18 protein-coding genes are annotated in these 18,587 nt (G+C 67.3%); 13 read left to right on the top strand and 5 right to left on the bottom strand.

From position 1 onward, the window contains the following. Positions 1 to 8: 8 nt before the first annotated feature. The 11 genes from IC40_RS0100835 to IC40_RS0100780 all read left to right on the top strand — a co-directional run bounded on the left by IC40_RS0100835 (position 9) and on the right by IC40_RS0100780 (position 10,549). Positions 9 to 767, top strand: a complete 759-nt coding sequence (locus IC40_RS0100835; RefSeq protein ID WP_030132884.1) for a MerR family transcriptional regulator — start codon at positions 9 to 11, stop codon at positions 765 to 767. A 92-nt stretch (positions 768 to 859) separates the two neighbouring features. After that, on the top strand, positions 860 to 1,615 hold the full coding sequence (locus IC40_RS0100830) for a hypothetical protein (protein ID WP_030132883.1): 756 nt from the start codon (positions 860 to 862) through the stop codon (positions 1,613 to 1,615). 351 nt (positions 1,616 to 1,966) lie between these two features. Continuing rightward, on the top strand, positions 1,967 to 2,689 hold the full coding sequence (locus IC40_RS0100820; RefSeq protein WP_030132882.1) for an MgtC/SapB family protein: 723 nt from the start codon (positions 1,967 to 1,969) through the stop codon (positions 2,687 to 2,689). Between the two features lie 113 nt (positions 2,690 to 2,802). Next, entirely contained in the window at positions 2,803 to 3,795 is a 993-nt protein-coding gene (locus IC40_RS0100815; protein ID WP_030132881.1) for a substrate-binding domain-containing protein, read from the top strand. A gap of 8 nt (positions 3,796 to 3,803) precedes the next feature. Next, complete coding sequence (locus IC40_RS0100810) at positions 3,804 to 4,799, top strand: ABC transporter permease (RefSeq protein ID WP_030132880.1); 996 nt, start codon at positions 3,804 to 3,806, stop codon at positions 4,797 to 4,799. Then, positions 4,796 to 5,578 (top strand): ATP-binding cassette domain-containing protein, encoded by a 783-nt coding sequence (locus tag IC40_RS0100805; RefSeq protein ID WP_030132879.1) that lies wholly within the window; start codon positions 4,796 to 4,798, stop codon positions 5,576 to 5,578. The genes IC40_RS0100810 and IC40_RS0100805 overlap by 4 nt, the downstream gene beginning before the upstream one ends. Then, on the top strand, positions 5,556 to 6,473 hold the full coding sequence (locus tag IC40_RS0100800) for a PfkB family carbohydrate kinase (protein WP_030132878.1): 918 nt from the start codon (positions 5,556 to 5,558) through the stop codon (positions 6,471 to 6,473). The genes IC40_RS0100805 and IC40_RS0100800 overlap by 23 nt, the downstream gene beginning before the upstream one ends. Continuing rightward, positions 6,470 to 7,120, top strand: a complete 651-nt coding sequence (locus IC40_RS0100795; RefSeq protein ID WP_030132877.1) for a nucleoside/nucleotide kinase family protein — start codon at positions 6,470 to 6,472, stop codon at positions 7,118 to 7,120. The genes IC40_RS0100800 and IC40_RS0100795 overlap by 4 nt, the downstream gene beginning before the upstream one ends. Further along, positions 7,117 to 8,130, top strand: a complete 1,014-nt coding sequence (locus IC40_RS0100790) for a LacI family DNA-binding transcriptional regulator (protein WP_030132876.1) — start codon at positions 7,117 to 7,119, stop codon at positions 8,128 to 8,130. The genes IC40_RS0100795 and IC40_RS0100790 overlap by 4 nt, the downstream gene beginning before the upstream one ends. 78 nt (positions 8,131 to 8,208) lie before the next feature. Continuing rightward, positions 8,209 to 9,327, top strand: coding sequence for a cellulase family glycosylhydrolase (locus tag IC40_RS0100785; RefSeq protein ID WP_030132875.1), 1,119 nt, complete (start codon positions 8,209 to 8,211; stop codon positions 9,325 to 9,327). Between the two features lie 106 nt (positions 9,328 to 9,433). Further along, the gene (locus IC40_RS0100780) at positions 9,434 to 10,549 is read left to right on the top strand and encodes a coiled-coil domain-containing protein (RefSeq protein WP_030132874.1); all 1,116 of its coding nucleotides are present in this window, start codon (positions 9,434 to 9,436) and stop codon (positions 10,547 to 10,549) included. Here IC40_RS0100780 and IC40_RS0100775 read toward each other — a convergent pair. The 3 genes from IC40_RS0100775 to IC40_RS0100765 form a co-directional block, all read right to left on the bottom strand. Then, a complete protein-coding gene (locus IC40_RS0100775; RefSeq protein ID WP_030132873.1) occupies positions 10,530 to 11,705 on the bottom strand; it encodes a lycopene cyclase family protein in 1,176 nt (391 codons plus the stop codon). The genes IC40_RS0100780 and IC40_RS0100775 overlap by 20 nt on opposite strands. 78 nt (positions 11,706 to 11,783) lie before the next feature. Then, positions 11,784 to 14,036 (bottom strand): S15 peptidase family protein, encoded by a 2,253-nt coding sequence (locus tag IC40_RS0100770; RefSeq protein ID WP_036469131.1) that lies wholly within the window; start codon positions 14,034 to 14,036, stop codon positions 11,784 to 11,786. 105 nt (positions 14,037 to 14,141) lie between these two features. Beyond that, entirely contained in the window at positions 14,142 to 14,810 is a 669-nt protein-coding gene (locus tag IC40_RS0100765; protein WP_030132871.1) for an NADPH-dependent F420 reductase, read from the bottom strand. A gap of 181 nt (positions 14,811 to 14,991) precedes the next feature. Here IC40_RS0100765 and IC40_RS0100755 point away from each other — a divergent pair, with 181 nt between their 5' ends. Further along, positions 14,992 to 15,840, top strand: coding sequence for an HpcH/HpaI aldolase/citrate lyase family protein (locus IC40_RS0100755; protein WP_030132870.1), 849 nt, complete (start codon positions 14,992 to 14,994; stop codon positions 15,838 to 15,840). 5 nt (positions 15,841 to 15,845) lie between these two features. On the opposite strand, the gene IC40_RS0100750 is transcribed toward IC40_RS0100755, so the two are convergent. After that, positions 15,846 to 16,610: a DUF1906 domain-containing protein gene (locus IC40_RS0100750; RefSeq protein ID WP_030132869.1), complete on the bottom strand. Its 765-nt coding sequence runs from the start codon at positions 16,608 to 16,610 to the stop codon at positions 15,846 to 15,848. 27 nt (positions 16,611 to 16,637) lie between these two features. Here IC40_RS0100750 and IC40_RS26350 point away from each other — a divergent pair, with 27 nt between their 5' ends. Then, the gene (locus tag IC40_RS26350; RefSeq protein ID WP_478354254.1) at positions 16,638 to 17,240 is read left to right on the top strand and encodes a carboxymuconolactone decarboxylase family protein; all 603 of its coding nucleotides are present in this window, start codon (positions 16,638 to 16,640) and stop codon (positions 17,238 to 17,240) included. Between the two features lie 111 nt (positions 17,241 to 17,351). Here IC40_RS26350 and IC40_RS0100740 read toward each other — a convergent pair. Next, positions 17,352 to 18,587: HNH endonuclease signature motif containing protein (locus IC40_RS0100740; protein WP_051644235.1), on the bottom strand; the 1,236-nt coding region annotated here is incomplete at its 5' end.

The raw sequence follows: 18,587 nt of genomic DNA, 5'->3' as shown, positions 1-18,587 counted from the left end.
ATTTGCCGGTGACCGAATACCGGATAGACGATCTGGCTCGCCGCGCCGGGACGACCGCTCGCAACGTCCGGGTGTACCAGGAGAGCGGTCTGCTCCCCCGCCCGCATCGTCGCGGGCGGGTGGCCATCTACACCGACAGGCATCTCCGTCAGCTAGAGGCGATCATTCGTTTGCTCGGTGAGGGTTTCACGGTCAAACACATCCTGAGATTCCTCACCGGCCTGCAACGCGGTCAGGATCTGGCGCAGGTGCTCGACCTGGCAGATCTCGGCGAGCTGGTCACCGAGCCGTGGTCGCGTCCGGTGACCGCCACCGTGAGCCGCGCCGAGCTGGAGAACCGCCTCGGCACGCTCGATGTGGCCACGCTGGCACGATTGTTGGCCGACCGGATCATCGAGGAGACCGAGGAAACCGATCGCTTTCGCGTCCGGGATCAGCGCGTCATCGAGGATTTCGCGACACTGATCGCGCGGGGAATGCCGCTGGCGACCATCCTGCAGACCACCGCCGCCGTCGATGCCCACCTCGACGAGGCGGCCCGCGAGCTGGCAGGAGCGGGTCACAGCGAGGTGGTTCGGCAGCGCGGGGCCGGTTGGTACCCGTCCAACGACACCGAATTGGCCTGGGCGGCAGATCTTGTCGATGCCATGCGACGGGTGGCCCGGCGATCGGCACACGCCAGTCTTGACCGGGCGCTCGACGAGGCGGTGCGCACCGAGTTGCGCCGATACCAGCAATACGAGGCCGCCGACGCCGACGGGAAGTGACCTGTTCGCCGGCTACCGGAAATCCCTGCCCGCATCGTCGTTCGTAGCGGTTACGCTACCCAGGACAGAGCACTGTGGGGGGATCTGTGTCGATGGATGTGCTGGCGGATGGGCTGTGGTCCTACCGCCTCGGGCAGGCGGCTTATGCGCTGATACTGCCGACGGTCGGGACGTTGTTGCTGGTCGTCGGGTTGGTTCGACGGCGTGCCTTCAACCGATGGAGCAGCAGCGACGACGATCGTCTGCTGGCACCGGATACGCGTGCCGGTGACGATGACACGGTTACCGATCCCTACGACGAGTTCGACGGACTACCAGAGGACCTACCGCCGGTTCCGTCGCGACCGTCGGGGAAGGGAACCGTCCCCATCGTCGTCGGTGTCGTGCTGCTGGTGCTCGGTGCCGCGCATGTCTTCTCGGCCCTGGTGTCCTCCGGCCGTGTCCAGTCGACGGGCAATGTCGCTGTAGGCCAATGCATCACGGCACAGGCCTACGACCAGGGCCGGATGAACTCCGAACCCGTCGACTGCCGACGGTCGGATGCGACGATGGAGCTGGTGTCCAAGGGCGACGGCACGGCCACCTGCCCGGATGGTCTGCGGCGCAGCCCCATCTATCCGGCGCTCACCAATGAGGTGCGCACCCATTGCTTCATGCTGAATCTGCGGGAAAACCAGTGCTACGCAGTCAGTGGAACCGTCGCACCCACCAATTGCACAGAACCGGCAGCCAGCATTCGGGTGGTGCGCCGTGTGGACGGTGCCAGTGAAGCCGTCGGGTGTCCGGCCGATGCCCGGGTGGTCTCCTACACCGACCCGGCGCGGGTCTACTGTTTCGTCGCGCCGTGAGAGTTGTTCTCGTGATCCTCATCTCAACGGGCCCGGATATCGATTGACTTTTCCCACGACCGGGGTCCTAATGGTCCGGGCACGGCAGGTGCCTGTCGAGACCGAAAGCGAGGTGTGTGGCCTGATGCCCGTTGGCAGTATTCGTTCCGGCGCGGACGCCGCCCTCGCGGTTTCCCTCCGGTTCACCCACCGCTGATCTGATTCCCGCCCCCGTGGCCGGAACCATCCCGCGGCGTTCCACAACAAACACCAAGGATCGCCGCGTTCAATCGCGCGTGAAACGCGCCATCTGACCCCGTCGCCGCCAGGCCACTGCCATGGCGGGCGACACCATGCGAAAGGAGTCCGGCGATGACGACCGTGGAGATGCTGCTGCGGCTGGGTGCCGGTGTGGGACTGGGCACGTTGATCGGCCTGGAACGTCAATACCGAGCCCGGATGGCGGGCCTACGGACCAACGCCCTGGTGGCGGTGGGATCTACGCTGTTCGTGCTGCTGTCCGCGCACGGCTTCGTCGGCGATTCGGGGACGCCCGACCCGACCCGGGTGGCGGCCCAGATCGTTTCGGGCATCGGGTTTCTGGGAGCCGGTGTCATCCTCCGGGACGGGTTGACCGTTCGCGGCCTGAACACGGCGGCCACGCTGTGGTGTTCGGCGGCTGTGGGAGCGCTGTGTGGCGCCGGTCTGTTCACTGTCGCAGCGGCGGGCACCGGCGTCGTCGTCACCGTGAACGTTGCGCTGCGCTACCTGGGCCGCGCCGTGGACCGGCGGCCGGATACCGGTGATGAGCATCCCATCAACTATCTCTTCGTGGCGACCACACGCGACGAGCACGAGGCACATATCCGGGCGCTGATCGTGCAGGCGCTGACGCGCACCGATTTCCGACTGCAGTCCATCGCCAGCACCAACATCGACGGTGGCGGCGTCGAGGTCCGTGCGGAGTTGGCCAGCGATCAGCGCGACGATCGGCAGATGGAATCGGCCGTGAGCAGGCTGAGCATGGAGCCGTCGGTGACCAGCGTGCGCTGGCAGGCCGACAGCGAGGAGCGGCGGGACACGGTCGACCGCTGAGCACCGGCTGTCCCGGACCGATTTTGCGAAAGCGCATGCGCAAGCGCTTGCGCGAATCTACGCTGCCAGTCACGCCCGACGCGACCTGCGTCACACAGGACAAAGGAGTCCACATGATCGGTAAGCGCAGCACACACGCCGTCGGGATGATCCTGATGGCCGGATCGCTGGTCCTCGGCATGACAGCCTGCGGGGGATCGGACTCGGACAGCATCAAGGTCGGCCTGATCACCAAGACCGACTCCAACCCGTTCTTCGTGAAGCTGCGCGAGGCGGCGCAGGCACAGGCCGAGAAGGACGGAGCCCAGTTGGTGGCGCTCGCGGGTGCCTTCGACGGTGATAACGAAGGCCAGGTCGCAGCCATCGAGAACATGGTCGGCCAGGGCGTCAAGGGCATCCTGATCACCCCCAACTCGTCCACCGGTGTCCTCGACGCCATCAAGAAGGCGCGCGACGCCGGTGTCGTCGTCATCGCCCTGGACACGGCAACCGACCCCGAGGACGCGGTGGACGCCACCTTCGCCACCGACAACCTCGCGGCCGGGGTCAGCCAGGGCAAATGGGTGCGGGCCGCCCTCGGCGACGCACCGCCCCAGGTCGTGATGCTCGACGGCACACCCGGTGGCACGGTCGACACCTTCCGTCACGACGGATTCCTGGAGGGCTTCGGCATCACCGAGGGATCCCCGGAGATCGTCGGCCAGGAAAACACCAACGGCGATCAGACCAAGGCGCAGACCGCGATGGAGAACATCCTGCAGCGCGCCCCCGGAATCAACGCGCTCTACACCATCAACGAGCCGGCCGCCGCCGGTGCCTACCAGGCCATCCAGTCCGCCGGTCGCGCCGACCAGATCACCATCGGCTCGATCGACGGCAGCTGCACGGGCGTCGCCGACGTGAAATCCGGCAAGATCGGCGCGACGGTCATGCAGTTCCCGGCCAAGATGGCCGAACAAGGTGTGCAGGCCGTGGTGAAGTTCGCCAAGGACGGCACCAAGCCGAGTGGATTCAACGACACCGGATCCGAGCTGATCACCGACAAGCCGGTTCCCGGCCTGGACTCCAAGGACACCGCCTGGGGCGAACAGAACTGCTGGGGCTGACGTAGCCCATGAGCACCGACGCTCCGGCAACCGACACCTCATCACCTGTGAGACGGTTGAGCTCCGATCAGATTCTGCGTGAGCCACTGCTCGGCCCCTTGGTGGCGCTCGTCCTGGCCATCGTCATCTTCAGCTCGATCACCGACTCGTTCCTCAACCCGCAGAACGTTTCCCTGATCCTGCAGCAGTCGGTGGTCGTGGGAATCCTCGCGGTCGGGCAGACGCTGATCATCCTGACCTCGGGAATCGACCTGTCCATCGGGGCGATCGCCGTCTTCGGCAGCATCGTGCTTGCCCAGAGTGCCGGTGCCAACGGGCCTTTCATGGCCCTGGGATCGACGCTGCTGGTCTGCGTCCTCTTCGGCGCGATCAACGGTGGACTGGTCACGATGCTGCGGCTACCACCGTTCATCGTGACCTTGGGGACCTTCACCGCGATCCAGGCGGCGACGCGGCTGCTGGCCGGGTCGGAAACCTACCGCGTCGAACAGGGACCGCTGACTTTTCTGGGTACCTCGTTCCGGCTCGGGTCGTTCTCGACCACCTACGGCGTGGTGGCCATGCTGCTGGTCTACCTGGTGGTCTGGTACGCCTTGAGTCAAACCGCCTGGGGTAAGCATGTTTACGCCGTCGGAGGCAACCGCCAGGCCGCCGATCTGTCCGGGATCAAGTCCGGGCGCGTGCTGGTTTCGGTCTACATCACCACCGGCGTGATCGCGGCCATCGCCGCCTGGGCCGCCCTCGGTCGGATCCCCAACGCCGATCCCAACGCGTATCAGAACGCCAATCTGGAATCGATCACCGCGGTGGTGATCGGCGGCACCAGCCTGTTCGGTGGGCGTGGCGGGGTGGGCGGGACGTTGGTCGGCACGCTCATCGTCGGTGTGCTGCGCAACGGGCTGACCCAGGCCGGTGTGGACAATCTCTATCAGAACATCGCCACCGGCATCCTGGTGATCGTCGCGGTGGCGGTGGATCAGTTCGCGCGCAGGAGATCACAATGAGCGACACACCCGTGCTCGAGGCGCGCGGCCTGGTCAAGAAGTACGGCAGCGTGACCGCGATCAACGGCGCCGACTTCGCGTTGCACGCCGGCGAGGTCCTGGCCGTCATCGGTGACAACGGGGCGGGCAAATCCAGCTTGATCAAAGCCCTTGCCGGTGCGGTCATCCCGGACTCGGGGCAGATCCTGATGAACGGCACGCCCGTGTCGTTCAAGAACACCAGGGACGCCAGGGCCGCCGGCATCGAAACCGTCTATCAGGACCTTGCGGTGGTCTCAGCCCTCGATATCGCCTCGAACCTGTACCTGGGTCGCGAGGTGCGCCGGAAGGGCCTTGCCGGCAAGGTGTTCCGCCGACTCGACATGCCAGGGATGCGGCGCGACGCCGCACAACATCTGGCGGACCTGAAGATCGGGATCAAGTCGGTGAACCAGGCGGTCGAAACGCTCTCCGGTGGTCAGCGTCAGGGCGTCGCGGTGGCCCGTGCGGCCGCCTTCGGTCGCGGCGTGATCATCATGGATGAGCCGACCGCCGCGCTCGGTGTCCGGGAATCCGGGCAGGTGATCGATCTGATCCGGTCGATCCGCGACCGCGGTATCCCGGTGGTGCTCATCAGTCACGACATGCCGCACGTATTCGAGGTGGCCGACCGGATCCACATCCACCGCCTCGGAAAGCGTGCCGGGGTGGTGGATCCGAAAAAGCGATCCATGTCCGAGGTGGTCGCGCTGATGACCGGTGCGGAGGAGCCGACCGATGAGGAACGCGCCGCTCGCTGAGAGGACCCCGACCGGGGTCTTCGTCGGATTGGCCACCTTGGACGTGATCCATCGCATCACCGCGCCACCCGCGGTCAACGAAAAGATCACCGCGCGTCAACAGTTCGTGGCCGCGGGCGGACCGGCGACCAATGCCGCCGTCACGTTCGCCGCCCTCGGCGGACGTGCCGTCCTGGTGACCGCGTTGGGTGTCGACCCCGTCGCCGACCTGGTGCGCGCGGATCTGGTGGCCCACGGTATCCGTATCGTCGACAGTGCCGAAGGTGAGCACCGGCCGGTACCGATATCGGCCGTCTCGGTGCTGGAGTCCACCGGTGAGCGCTCGGTCGTTTCCCTCGATGCCGTACGTTCCGATGTTCCGGCCCCCGACGGTCTCGGCGATCTGATCGCCGACGCCGATGTGGTCCTGGTCGACGGGCATCACCCACGCATGGCAATGGCCGCCGCCGCGCAAGCAACAGCACACGGAACGGCACTGGTCGCCGATGCCGGCAGGTGGAAGCCGGTGATGGCCGATCTCATCCCGCACGTCACGGATATGGTCTGCTCCAACGACTTCCGTGTGCCCGATACCGACACATCGGAATCCAGCGCGTCGGCGCTGCTCGAATGCGGGGTGCACACTGTGGTGACCACACACGGCGGTGACCCGATCCGGTGGTGGTCGGCGGGGCGGTCGGGTTCTGTGCCGGTTCCGGCGGTGACCGCCGTCGACACCCTCGGCGCCGGCGACGCTTTCCACGGCGCGTACTCGTACTACCGGGTCGGATCCGGTGACCTCGAACAACACCTCGACAACGCGGCGCGCGTGGCCGCACTACGGTGTTCGATAGTCGGACCACGGGAGTGGTTGGACCGATTGCCAGAAGATCTCATCCGGAAGCAGGAGCGGTGAACCCCCAGCAGGACATCCAGGACGCGACGCTGGATCAATTGGTCGATGCGGCCGCGGCGCTTGTCGTCGCCGGTGAACGCCGCATCCTCGGTCTGACGGGCGCGCCCGGTGCCGGAAAGTCCACGCTCGCCGAGCAGCTCGTCACCGCGCTCGGACCCGAGGTTGCGGTGCTGGTGCCCATGGACGGTTTCCATCTGGCCAACGAGGTCCTCATCGAGCTGGGACGGCTGGATCGCAAGGGTGCCCACGACACCTTCGACGACGGTGGTTACTCGCGGCTGATGGCCGCGTTGCGGACCCAGCGCGTCGACGACCCCGTCGTCTATGCGCCTCGGTTCCGGCGGGAGATCGAGGAATCGATAGGCTCCTCCATCCCCGTGGCACCGAGCGTTCCGCTGGTCGTCACCGAGGGCAACTATCTACTGCTGGAATGCGATACCTGGCCGACGGCGCGGTCCTTCATCGACCAGGTGTGGTTCCTGGCCCCCGACACCGATATTCGACACGAACGACTGGTGCGACGACACCAGGTGTACGGGAAATCGCTGCAGGAGGCCCAGTTCTGGGCGCTGGGTTCCGACGAGCGCAATGCCCAACTCATCGAATCGACGGCCAGCCGCGCCGACCGTATCGTTCGGGTCCGATGACCACTATGGGCGATGTCGCCCGACTCGCGGGCGTATCCGCATCCACCGTGTCCCATGTGCTCAACGGCACGCGCAATGTCAACGCCGCCACCCGACTGCGCGTCGAGGCAGCCATCGAGGAGGTCGGGTACCGCCGCAACGGCGTCGCTCGATCGTTGGCGGCCGGCCGCACGCACACGGTCGGACTGTCGATCTCGGCACTGACCAACCCGTACTTCGGCAGCCTCGTCCATGCCGTGGAGCGCGCCCTCTCCGATGCCGGCTATGTGCTGATCGTCGGTGATTCGCACGATGACGTGTCCTCCGAGCAGCGCGTCACGGGTTCGCTGCTGGACCGCCAGGTCGACGGGATGATCGTCGCTCCGGCGGCGGGTTCGGAGCGGACCACCCTGCCCGAGATCACTCGCTCCCGGACGCCCATGGTGCTCATCGACCGCGGCGAGGACGTCGGGTTCGACCGCATCGTCCCGGAGAACTTCGCCTCGGCGAAGGGATTGACCGATCATCTGCTCGACCTCGGGCATCACCGGATCGCCGTCGTGCGCGGGCTGGCCGGGATCTCGTCGACCATCGAACGATTCGACGGCCACTGTGCGGCACTGACCGCCCGCGGCATCACCGTCGACCCCACGCTGGTTGTCGACGGGGAATCCAGCACCGACGTCGCCGAACGGGAAGTCCGGGCACTGATGTCCCGCGCCGAGCGGCCGACGGCGCTGGTGTCGCTCAACAATGCGATGACCATCGGCACCTTGAAGGCGATCCGGGGGCTCGGCCTGTCCATACCCCGGGATGTGGCGTTCGTCTGTTACGACGACTTCGAGTGGTCGGACCTCTTCGAACCCCGGCTGACCGCCGCCGCCCAGGACGTCGAGACGATCGGTGTCACCGCGGTCGAACTGCTGCTGGCCCGTATCCGCGGCTCCGAGGAACCCCCGCGACACATCCGGGTGCCGACCACGTTCCACCACCGGAATTCGTGCGGTTGCACCTCCGCTCCGAGTGAGTAGATAACGGTTTGTCACCGTCGCGGTTGCAGTGTGGTTCTGCGCTGGCCGCACTCGGCCGCGGCACCCTAGATTCTTGAGGTGCACCGCCGAACCCTGCTGCAATTGTCCGCGGTGGCGGCGGCTGGCACGTTGATCGGTCGGGCACCCGTGGCAGCGGCCGAGGCCACCCGGTGGACCCCGGAGCGCGCGAATGCCTGGTATCGCCAGCAGGGGTGGCTGGTGGGCGCGAACTACATCCCCGCCACGGCGACCAACCAGATCGAGATGTGGCAGGCCGGGACCTACGACCCGCGCCGCATCAGCGGTGAACTACAGGTCGCTCGCACCATCGGGTTCAACACCGTCCGGGTGTTCCTGCACGACCAGCTGTGGGCGCAGGACCGCGCCGGGTTCCTACGCCGGGTCTCCCAGTTCGTCGATATCGCGGCCGGGCAGGGCATCAAGCCCCTGTTCGTGTTGTTCGACTCCTGCTGGGATCCCCACCCCAAGCTCGGCCCACAACCCGCACCGAGGCCCGGCGTGCACAACTCCCGGTGGGTGCAGGGGCCTGGCGCCGACTTGATCGACAACCCGCGGTACCGGCCGGTACTGCGTGACTATGTCACCGGTGTCATCGGCGCGTTCGGTGCCGACAACCGGGTGCTCGGCTGGGATCTGTGGAACGAACCGGACAGCCCGGCAAGCCAGTACAAGGCGGTGGAACGCAGCGACAAGCTCAAGGTGGTAGGCGAGCTGCTCCCGCAGGTGTTCGAGTGGGCGCGGGCGGTTAACCCGAGCCAACCTCTGACCAGCGGCGTCTGGCGGGGGTCATGGCGTAAACCTTCCGGCATCGTGGCCACCCAGCTGGACAACTCCGACATCATCTCGTTTCACAGCTACGCCGAGCCGTCGACATTCGAGGAAAAGATCGACGAGCTCGAACCGTTGGGCCGACCGATCCTGTGCACCGAGTACCTGGCCCGTGAGGACGACAGCACCGTCGAGGGCATCCTTCCGGTTGCCAAGCGACGCGGCGTCGGCGCCTACAACTGGGGTTTGGTCGCCGGCCGCACGCAGACCTACTACCCGTGGGACTCGTGGGACAAGCCCTACGACAAGGTGCCGGAGAAATGGATGCATGATCTGGTGCACCCCGACGGACGCGCCTTCCGTACCAGCGAGATTCAGACCATCCAGCAGCTCGTCGCGAAGACCTGAACCCGGCGGCCGGGTGGACATCGGCAACGGCAGTTCGTAGCCTGTCGGAGGACGTGCAAGCTGGGCCAGGGTCGGTCCGCGCAATCGAAGGACCGTGACAATCCGTATCACCCGGGTGCGTAGAACACTGTGGCGAACCGTGTCCATGTCGGTGGCCGCGGCTCTGGTCACGGGCGTCTCGGTCCTCTCGGTGAGCTCGGTCAGTGTCGTGAATGCCGATCCCGCCGCCGACGCACTGGCCAAGCTCGAGGAACTCTCCAGCCAGGCCCTCAAGACCCGCGAAGCCGTGACCGCCGCCCAGCGCGATGCCGACACCAAGCTCGCCGAGCAGCTTGCCGCCGACGCCCGTCAACGCGCGGACGCCGAGATTCTCGCCGCCGCCCACGCCCGCCTCGCACCGGTGCAGGCCGCCGCCGACCGTGTCGCGGTGATGACGTACACCAGCGGGCGTACCGGGCAGCTCCAGTCGCTGATGACCGCGTCATCGCCACAGCAGCTGATCGACAACATGTCCCTGCAGCAGGCGGTCGCCACCCATTCGGCGGATCGGATGGCCGATCTGCGGGCGGTCCGGGAGCAGGCCGCTGTGGCAGCCCGGACGTCGGAGACATCCGCCGCGGCGGCACGCGCGGCCGCCGAGCGGTCCGCCGCGGTTCGGGCCGACCTGCAGACCGCACTGAGCGAGTTGTTGCGCCAGCTTGCCGCCGCCGAAGCCCAGTACGCGGCGTTGACGCCGCAGCAGCAGGCGATCGTCGACAGCGCACCCCCGCCTGCCGCGCCGCCCGCCGCTCCGGCGCCCAACGACCCGGCGATCGTGGCGATGCCCGGTCAGCCCTCGCTGGCCGCCGCCCGCGTCGACATCCCGGAGGCCGCCGCACTTCCGGTCGGTGTCGCCAACGAAGCAGGTCTGCAGCCGAATGCGATCCTGGCCGCGCGAGCTGTCAGCCAGCAGTTCCCGCAGATATCCGAGATCGGCGGGGTGCGCCCGGACTCCAAGCCCTGGCATCCCAGCGGGCTGGCCATCGACATCATGATCCCCAACGCCGGCAGCCCCGAGGGCATCGCGCTCGGCGACCAGATCATGGCCTACGCGCTGGCCAACGCCGGGCGTTTCGGGCTGCAAGATGTGATCTGGAGAGGTACGTACTACACGCCCGCAGGTCCGCAGGCGTCCGGATACGGCCATTTCGACCACGTGCACCTCACGGTGACACGGCGCTGACCGGGCGCCGGACCGCCGAGCCGACCAGGTGCCCGCGTAATCGCGGGTTGGCGATCCGGAACAGGTGGCCCATCGCCACGGCGGTACCCAGGACGTCATCGCGAGATGTCAGATACGTCCAGCGGTGTGCCGGGGCCAGCGAGAAGAAGGTGTCGAAGAAATCGGGCACCTCGTCGGCGGGCATGCGCAGGAGCGCCTCCAGGCCGATCCGCCGGAAGCGGTGGATGGCCCGCGCCGACCGCGACCAGACGATTCCACGCGCCGCCGCCAGTGCGGCCTGCTGACCCTGTGGGAGGTTCGCCGCCAGTGCGTCCGCCACGCGTGGGGCGAGCCGCAACGCGGATGCCACACTGAAACCCGTCGCCGGGTGGATCAGCGGCGCCGCCGCCCCGAACCCGAGGACGCCCGGGACGCGGTGCCGCGGTTGATCGAGCGGAAAGGACACCTTTTCGGTCGGTGCATCGTCGGGCACCACGATGCCGTGCCGGGCCAGCCGGGTATGCAACCGGCGCCGCAGCGCGGTCAGGGGTAGACCGGGCCGCCGCGCCAGCGAGGTCTCCTCCAGCAGGATCCGCCCGCCGCCCAGGGGCACCGCGTAGAGAAAAGTGGGCCAGCCGCGCTCACCGTGGTCGGCGCGCCAGTCCATGAACAGGGCCTCACCGGGGGCCGCCAGCGTCGTCGCCGCATCCACGTCGACGATCACCCCGTAAGCCGTTTGGGCGGCGGCCGTCGACGGTGGCGTCGCCGGGTCGAGCGGACGCCGTTGGCCACCGGCATCGACGACCACCGCGGCATGCAACCGGGAGCCATCGGCCAAGGCGACCACTCCGGGGGTGGGGCTGCCGACCGCGCGCCCCCGGTGCAACCGCACCCCGCCGAGCCCGTCGATCAGATGTGCCTGCAGCGCAGGCACATCCAGTACCGCGTACTCCCAGCCCAACCGGTGTTCGGTACGAGCGATGGCACGGCCGGCGGCGCTGGCCGCGACCACGGATGCCGGTAGGTCGGCGGGCAGTTCCCTGCTCCACATCCCGTAGGTGGCCGTCCACGGCCGGTCCGGCGCCGGATCCAGCAGGCCGGTGTCCAGGCCTTGGCGGGCGCACGCGCCCGCCAAGGCGATCCCCGCGGGACCCGCGCCCACGATCAGAACGTCCATCCGCATCAGTTCGGTGGAAATGATTCGGGTGCGCGTCCGCTGGTCATAGGTCGAACCCTACGCATCGCGGCGCGGATGTCAGATGGCGATCGGCCGGATGGTCGTCGGGTCCGCGGTCGGCAGGCTCAGCCGCATGCCGGTCACCTGCAACGAACCGAAGGATGTGAGGGTGGCATAGGTCGTCGACGACGCGACCAACTGCAGTGTCACCGTCTGACCCGGCCGTAGGGTGTGGGCAACCGGTTCCAGCGCGATGGTGATCTCGTGAGGCTGCCCGTCCAGGGTGACCGGAATCGGTGTGATCTGGTGGCCCAGCACGTGTCCGGTGGAGTCGTCGACGAGTTGGGCGTAGACGTGCCGGGCGATACCCGTCCCGCTGTAACTCATCGTGAGCTGCGGTGCGCCAACGACATGGGTGGTCGTCCCGGCCGGCGCGGTGGTGAGGTTGAGCGCGTTGTAGGCCCTCGACGCGGCGAAGGGCAGCACCCCCAACAGCGGTCCCGAGCCCCAGAGGAAGGGGATCAGCGGCAACTGGCCGCCCGATCCGGTGGCCACGACCGGGCTGTCGGTGGTGATCGGGTAGCGGTCCGATGCGTAGTACTGCCAACGCTGGTCGACGAATTCGAACTGCGGACCGGTCACCGTGGCGGTATTGCCGTTGACATAGCGATCCAGCCACGCCAGCGTGGCGCGTTGGATCAGGACACCGTCGGTGGGGTCGAAGAGGTTGCCGCACAGGCCGTGGCCGCCGCAGAACCAGATCACCTTCGCGGGAACACCATTGGCGATGAGGGTCGCCGCCGTGGTGTCGGCTTCCTGTAGCGAGAACAGCGTGTCGACGGTGCCCTGGATCAACAGTGTCGGTGCGGTGATCTTGCCGACGAGATCTCGTGGGCCGCCCGGGCCGAGCTGTGCCAAGCGTTCCTGCTCGGCGGCGGTCTGGCGGCCGGTCAGGAGACCGTAGATCGTGGCAGGCAGGATCGCGGGATTCGGCCGCGTGAACAGGGTGATACCGGCGGTGAGGATCGCCGCCCAGCTGCTCTTGAACGCATCGTTCTTGTACTGCGCGGTGTTCAGGGTGTTCCAGGCGATCGCCGGCACGATGGCATCGATGCGGGGATCGGTTGCGGCACTGACCAATTGGATGCCACCTCCATAGGAGGCGCCGGTCATCCCGATGCGTGGGTCGAGCACTCCCGGATCGAGCCGGGCCTCCGGTTGGGTGGCGATCCAGCTGATGATCGCCGAGACGTCCTTGGCGTCGAAGTCCGGTGAATCCTGTTCGAGCCGGCCACCGGAGTTGTGCTCACCGCGTGGATCCCAGGTGACCACGTTGTAGCCGGTGGTGCGCAGTGTTCCGGTGTACACCAACCCTGACGTGTCGGCGATGACGCCGTCGAGCAGGGTGGGCGTGAGATTGGTGGCTCCGGGCAGCAGCAGACCGGGACCCTGCAGGATCGTTGCGGCCTTCTCGCCGCTCTTCAGGCCGGCCGCGGGCATGAAGTGGACATAGATCTGCGTGCCGTCGAACGAAGTGACCATGACATCGCGCGGTCGCGGGGTACCCGGTGGCGAACTCCATTGCAGGGGATAGCCGAGGAGCGGATGCAACAGGTCGCCGACCACCGGTATCTGGTTGACGAACGCGACGATCGGGGTGACGAACAGCGGGCCGATGATCGGTAGATACTGCAGCGGTTCGAGCAGCGGGGTTCGCGGCGTCGCGATCACCGGTGCATGTGTGACCGGGTCGATCACCGGCGTTGCCAGAGGTGTCGCCGCCGCGGGCGGGGGCGTGGGTGCGAGGGTGTTTCTGCTGGCCGCGGCCGCCATCGTCCACGACACCGGTGTATCGACGGGCGTCGTAGGCGCGTCCTGGTCTTCGAGGTCGGGTGCGACGTGCTCGTCGGCCGCCGTCGCGGCGAGGTCGATGGCCGGTGTCGAGATCACGGGGTCGGGTTCGCGTTCGTCCCGGTCCTGGAGGTTCAGAGGTTCAGGGGGTTCCAGCGTTACCAGGTCGATCGCGGACTCGTCTGTTTCTGCTTCTTCTGTCGCGCTGGTCGTACTCGTTGTTGCCGAACGGGACTTCTGGGGCGCAAACGGCTCCGAGGTCACCGCAGTTGGGGTGGCCTGCTCGGCAGGCGAGGGGGCGTCCTTTGCTGACGATGGCGCCGGATCGGTGGGCGTTGCTGCGTCGGCGGAACTGCTCGAGGATTCGGCCGGCGCGGCCGCGGCTGTTCCGGCGCCGCAGAACACCGCCGCGCCGATTCCGAGCGCCGCAGCCAAGACGCCGATACGACCGATATGCGCTGCTGCGCCGACATGGTTCATGACACGGCGCTCCAGTCATCGGGGGAGTTTGCTGAGGGCGTGGCGTCCATCACACCATGCGGTCAGCGGCCGGACAAGGCCAGCAAACGCAACGCGCACACTTGGTCAAGTCGTGCGGGCGCTCCATTCGGCGGTCCGCTCGGGCTTGGCCTCCGCGAGTGCCGTGCGGGTGGCAGCTGCATCGAAGTCCTTGCCGTATACCGGCGTGCCAGGCTGCTGACGCCATGACTCTGAGATCGGGCCCGCGTCGACCGGGTCGAATCCGAGCTCGTCGACGATCCGGTGGACCAGCTCGCGGCCCGCACCGTCCTCACCCGCGACCGGCAGCGCGATGCGGTTGGGGGTCCCGCTCGGGGTTCCTCGTTCGAGCAGATGCTTCCAGAAGATGCCGTTGAACACTTTGTAGACCGGCGCCCCGATCTGCTCGGCGACCCAGGCGCTCTCGACCTGGCCGTCCTCGATTGCGGTTATCTCCCCATCGCGTTGTTGCGGGTAGTAGTTGTTTGTCTCGATCACCGGGGCGCCCCGTTTGCGGGCGTCGACGATACCGTCGGTCAGATCGGGAACGTTCTTCTGCGGGATGCTCACGATGACCAGATCCGCATCGGTTGCCGCGTCAGGTGCCCATACCGGGATCGCACCCGTTTCGGCGGCCAGCGCGGCCAAGGTCTCGGGTGCACGTGAATTCGAAACCCGCACCTCGTGCCCGAGTTCTCGCAGCCGACGGGCCAGGGTGCCCCCGATGTGTCCCGCCCCGATGATGCCGATGTGCATGTGGCCTCCAAGTGTCGGTGGATCTCTTGGCGGTCCAACAGCCCCAGTCGCGGGCTTGTTCCGGCTGTTCATCGGCGTGGTGGCAACCCCGGCAATCGGGAGTGAACATTATGTGCTTAATGTGGGAGATACGGTGCGGGGGCGAGACGATGGATGTACACCCCGAGCGGAAGGTCAATGCGTGACAGCTTCAGCGCAGACAACCGAACGACACCGGAAGCCGCACTGGTCGCTGGCCCGGACCTGGCTGCTGCAGCCGGGACTGCCCGACGGCGGCGCTGCCTTCGACGCTGCGGTCGCCGGGCTGTCGGATGTAGTCGTGCTCGACATCGAAGACGGCCTCCCGGATCAGCAGAAGGCGGCCGGGAGAGCCGCAGTCGCCGATTGGTTGAGCGGCGGGCAGGCATGGGTCCGGATCAACAGTGTGTCGACGTCGGCGTGGGCGACCGACCTGGATGCGGTCGCGGACGCTCCAGGGCTGCGCGGTGTGATGCTGGCCAAAGTGGAGTCCGGAGACGATATCGCCGCTACCGCTGCGCGGCTCCCGGCCGGTACGCCGGTGGTGGCCCTGGTGGAGTCGGCACTCGGTATCGAGGCGGCATCGGAGATCGCGCGGACACCGGGGTGCTATCGGATGGCGTTCGGGCTCGGTGACTTTCGTCGCGACACCGGGATGAGTGCCGATCCGTCGGTGCTGGCATATCCGCGGGCCCGATTGGTGATCGCCAGTCGTGCCGCCCGGTTGCCCGCACCCATCGACGGCCCGACCTTGCGCGACCAGTCGCGTCACCTGGCCCGCGAAACCGAGATCGCCAAGGCTGCGGGCATGACCGCACGGTTGTGCCTGGATCCCGGGCATGCCGAGACGATCAACGGTCTGCTCAGTCCGTCGACGCTGGACATCGATGAGGCGCGCCGGACCCTGGCCAGGTTGGACTCACCCACCGGGCCGTATGACGGCAGCGTCGGCCCCACCCGTGCGCGCGCCGAGGCGGTGCTGGAGCTTGCCGGCAAGCTCGGGTTGGTCTGAGCCCCTCAGGGGTGCAGGTTCCACTGCCCGACGTCTGACGCCAGCACATCGTTGACGTCGACGCGGATACCCCCGACCACCGGTCCCGGATTGGATGCCGTGTCGATGATCCGTTGGTACAGCACGGCCGCGGGGTGGATTTGTCCGCCCGACCAGGATCGGGTCTGCCAAACCCAGGCCTTACCGGATGTGCTCGAGCGCCCGACGACACCGCTGGTGATGGCCCACTCGCAGGGTCGGATACCGGCATAGATGCCGGTGCGCATGGGCCCGATGACGGAGTTGATACCTCGGAACCACTGCAGTGCCACCGTGTCCCAGGTCTCACGATCGATATCGTCGTCGACGCTGAAGTACACCGGCGCGGTCTGCCCTCCGCCTGCGGCGGTGTGGAGTTGCCATGCGGTACGGGCGTCCGCGACCCCGCCGGCGAACCCACGCGTGAAGTCCGACGGAGCGGTCCCGCCGGGCTTCCCGTACTGGAAGTTGCTGACGATCACCAGGCCGGCCGCGGTGAGTGACTGGGCGTAGGGCAGCGTGATCGGCTTGGCCCCGAATGAGGAGCCGGGCCGCGAGGTCGACACGTAGTTGATGACGCCGGCATGACCCGCCGCGCGGATGTCAGCAGCGGGGATCTGGCGCATGGCGTAGTCGATGAGGGTGGGTGCTGCGGCGGCCGCCGTGGGTGCACCAGTGGTTGCGGCGCCAAGCCCGGCCAGGGCCGTTGTCGCCGCGGCGTAGCGCAGCGCGTCCCGCCGCGAGAATTGCACGGCGCGATGTTAACAAAGTGACTGTTGATGATCCGGCAGCCTCGCCGACGATTCGCGGTGTCACATATGGCCCGTTCATTTCGTCTGCCTGAGGACGATCCCGAACGACCGGAAAGAGGACACATGCTCCCGCACGTGAACATCAGCAAGCAGTTCGCCGAACCTTACAAGACCTTTGCGGCGCTGGACGCTCAGGTTGAGGCTGCCATTGGGCAGGCAGAACTTCCCGTGCAGCTGGCCGAGCTGGTCAAGATACGGGTGTCGCAAATCAATGGCTGTGCCTTCTGCCTGCGGATGCATACGCGACGCGCTGGCTGCCGGCGAGAGCACCGATCGACTCGCCGTCTTGCCCGCGTGGTGGGAGTCGCAGTACTTCACCGAACGGGAGCAGGCGGCGTTGTTGCTTGCCGAGCGTGTCACCCGAATAGGGGACGAGCACACCGCCGCGCCCACTCAGGTGGATATCGAAGCGACCCTCACCGATCAGCAGATCGCCGCGGTCACCTGGCTGGTGGTGGTCATGAACGGGTGGAACCGCATCGCGATCGCCAGCCATTACCCGGTTGGTCCCTGAACACCGAGGCTCAGGCGCATCGAGCCGGCCGGGACGGCTCGATGCGCACGATGTAGGCGGGTACGGCTCCGTATGGCTTGCGAAGGCCTGTTGCAGGGAAGCGCTCCTCGGAGCCGGTTTTCTCTGTGTAGTTGTCGAGGTGCGCTGCAGCTTTGGGACGCCTTGGGTTATGCGGCGGTCGGTAGGTCGGTCATGGTGCGGCGGGCGTGTGAGCGCAGGTGTGCCGGTTCGGGTTCACCCAGCTCGTGGGGTGGGATGAACCAGGGGTGGCGGTCGCGGCCGAGGTACACCTGCCAACCACCGTGATGGATGAGGGTGTGGTGCAGCCGACACAGCAGCACCCCGTTGTCGAGGCTGGTCTCGCCGCCTTCGCTCCAGGGTTGGATGTGGTGGGCATCGCACCAGGACACCGGCCGCCCGCACCCCGGATGGGCGCACCCACCATCCCGTACGGCCAGCGCTTTACGGATGGCCGGGGTGAACAACCGCTGGGCATGCCCGACATCCAACGGCACACCACTGTGGTCGATGACCACCGAGGTCAGCGTGGCATCGCAGGCGATCAGCTCCGCGGTCACCGTGGAGACCGGGCCGGCGAACCCCAACCGATCCACCGCCTCGTCACCGCCCGCTGCCGCGACGCCCGGCCGGATCAGGGTGACGTGCGGCAGCACCCCACCAGACATCGGACGCCTCGACTGCGACAAATAGGTACGCAGCACCTGCCCGATCGCCTCCGCCCGACGCGCGTTGATCGGCCGCGGGTCCGGCGACCCATCGGGGAGCGGTACCGGTCGGCACAACGGATCCAACGCCGCACACAGCTCTTCCCCAGTCGCTATGTCCAGATCGAGGGTGGCCTCGAACCGGCCCTCAGCGTTCTGCACCACGGTCATCTCATTCAACGTGGTGTCCTCGGCGACCGGCACCGCACGCTGCTCGACCGGTAGCACCGCGGTCCGGTCGAGGGCGATCGCCCTAGCCTTCGCGGCCACCTCGGCCGGGGTGGTCTGCACCATCAGTTTGGTCACCACCGTGGCCCGATCGTCGTCGGACAACGGCGTCCGCGAATCGATATGCGTGACGCCTTTGCCGACGGCGTCGGCGAACTCGATACCGATCCCACCCACCCGCTGCGCGGTCGTCAGCGCCGGCAACGCCGGTGCCATCCGGCCCACCCGCACCGCCCGCGCCGCCGCACCCGGTGCCATCCCCACCAGGCGCAGCAGATCGGTGCCCGTGCGTAAGTGCCGCCGACCCGGCACACCGACCCGCTCGGCCGCGGTCACCGCCGAGGCGATCACGACATCCAGCAGATTGCGGGCCGACACCGCCGCGGCCAACACACCCAACAACGCTTCGTCATCGACCACCGGGCGCGGACAATCCACCAACCGCCCCAG

This window comes from Mycolicibacterium neoaurum ATCC 25795 (genome assembly GCF_000691525.1).
GTDB lineage: Bacteria > Actinomycetota > Actinomycetes > Mycobacteriales > Mycobacteriaceae > Mycobacterium > Mycobacterium neoaurum.
The sequence above is the reverse complement of the archived record's forward strand: the minus strand, read 5'-3'. Positions and strand labels throughout refer to the sequence as shown.

What these genes read in the sequence shown, in the direction of transcription:
- IC40_RS0100765 (WP_030132871.1), bottom strand. Translation starts at nt 14,810, where the DNA reads ATGCACATCGGCATCATCGGGGCGGGACACATCGGGGGCACCCTGGCC.
- IC40_RS26350 (WP_478354254.1), top strand. Translation starts at nt 16,638, where the DNA reads ATGATCCGGCAGCCTCGCCGACGATTCGCGGTGTCACATATGGCCCGT.
- IC40_RS0100820 (WP_030132882.1), top strand. Translation starts at nt 1,967, where the DNA reads ATGACGACCGTGGAGATGCTGCTGCGGCTGGGTGCCGGTGTGGGACTG.
- IC40_RS0100800 (WP_030132878.1), top strand. Translation starts at nt 5,556, where the DNA reads ATGAGGAACGCGCCGCTCGCTGAGAGGACCCCGACCGGGGTCTTCGTC.
- IC40_RS0100770 (WP_036469131.1), bottom strand. Translation starts at nt 14,036, where the DNA reads ATGAACCATGTCGGCGCAGCAGCGCATATCGGTCGTATCGGCGTCTTG.
- IC40_RS0100790 (WP_030132876.1), top strand. Translation starts at nt 7,117, where the DNA reads ATGACCACTATGGGCGATGTCGCCCGACTCGCGGGCGTATCCGCATCC.
- IC40_RS0100830 (WP_030132883.1), top strand. Translation starts at nt 860, where the DNA reads ATGGATGTGCTGGCGGATGGGCTGTGGTCCTACCGCCTCGGGCAGGCG.
- IC40_RS0100775 (WP_030132873.1), bottom strand. Translation starts at nt 11,705, where the DNA reads ATGGACGTTCTGATCGTGGGCGCGGGTCCCGCGGGGATCGCCTTGGCG.
- IC40_RS0100810 (WP_030132880.1), top strand. Translation starts at nt 3,804, where the DNA reads ATGAGCACCGACGCTCCGGCAACCGACACCTCATCACCTGTGAGACGG.
- IC40_RS0100805 (WP_030132879.1), top strand. Translation starts at nt 4,796, where the DNA reads ATGAGCGACACACCCGTGCTCGAGGCGCGCGGCCTGGTCAAGAAGTAC.
- IC40_RS0100815 (WP_030132881.1), top strand. Translation starts at nt 2,803, where the DNA reads ATGATCGGTAAGCGCAGCACACACGCCGTCGGGATGATCCTGATGGCC.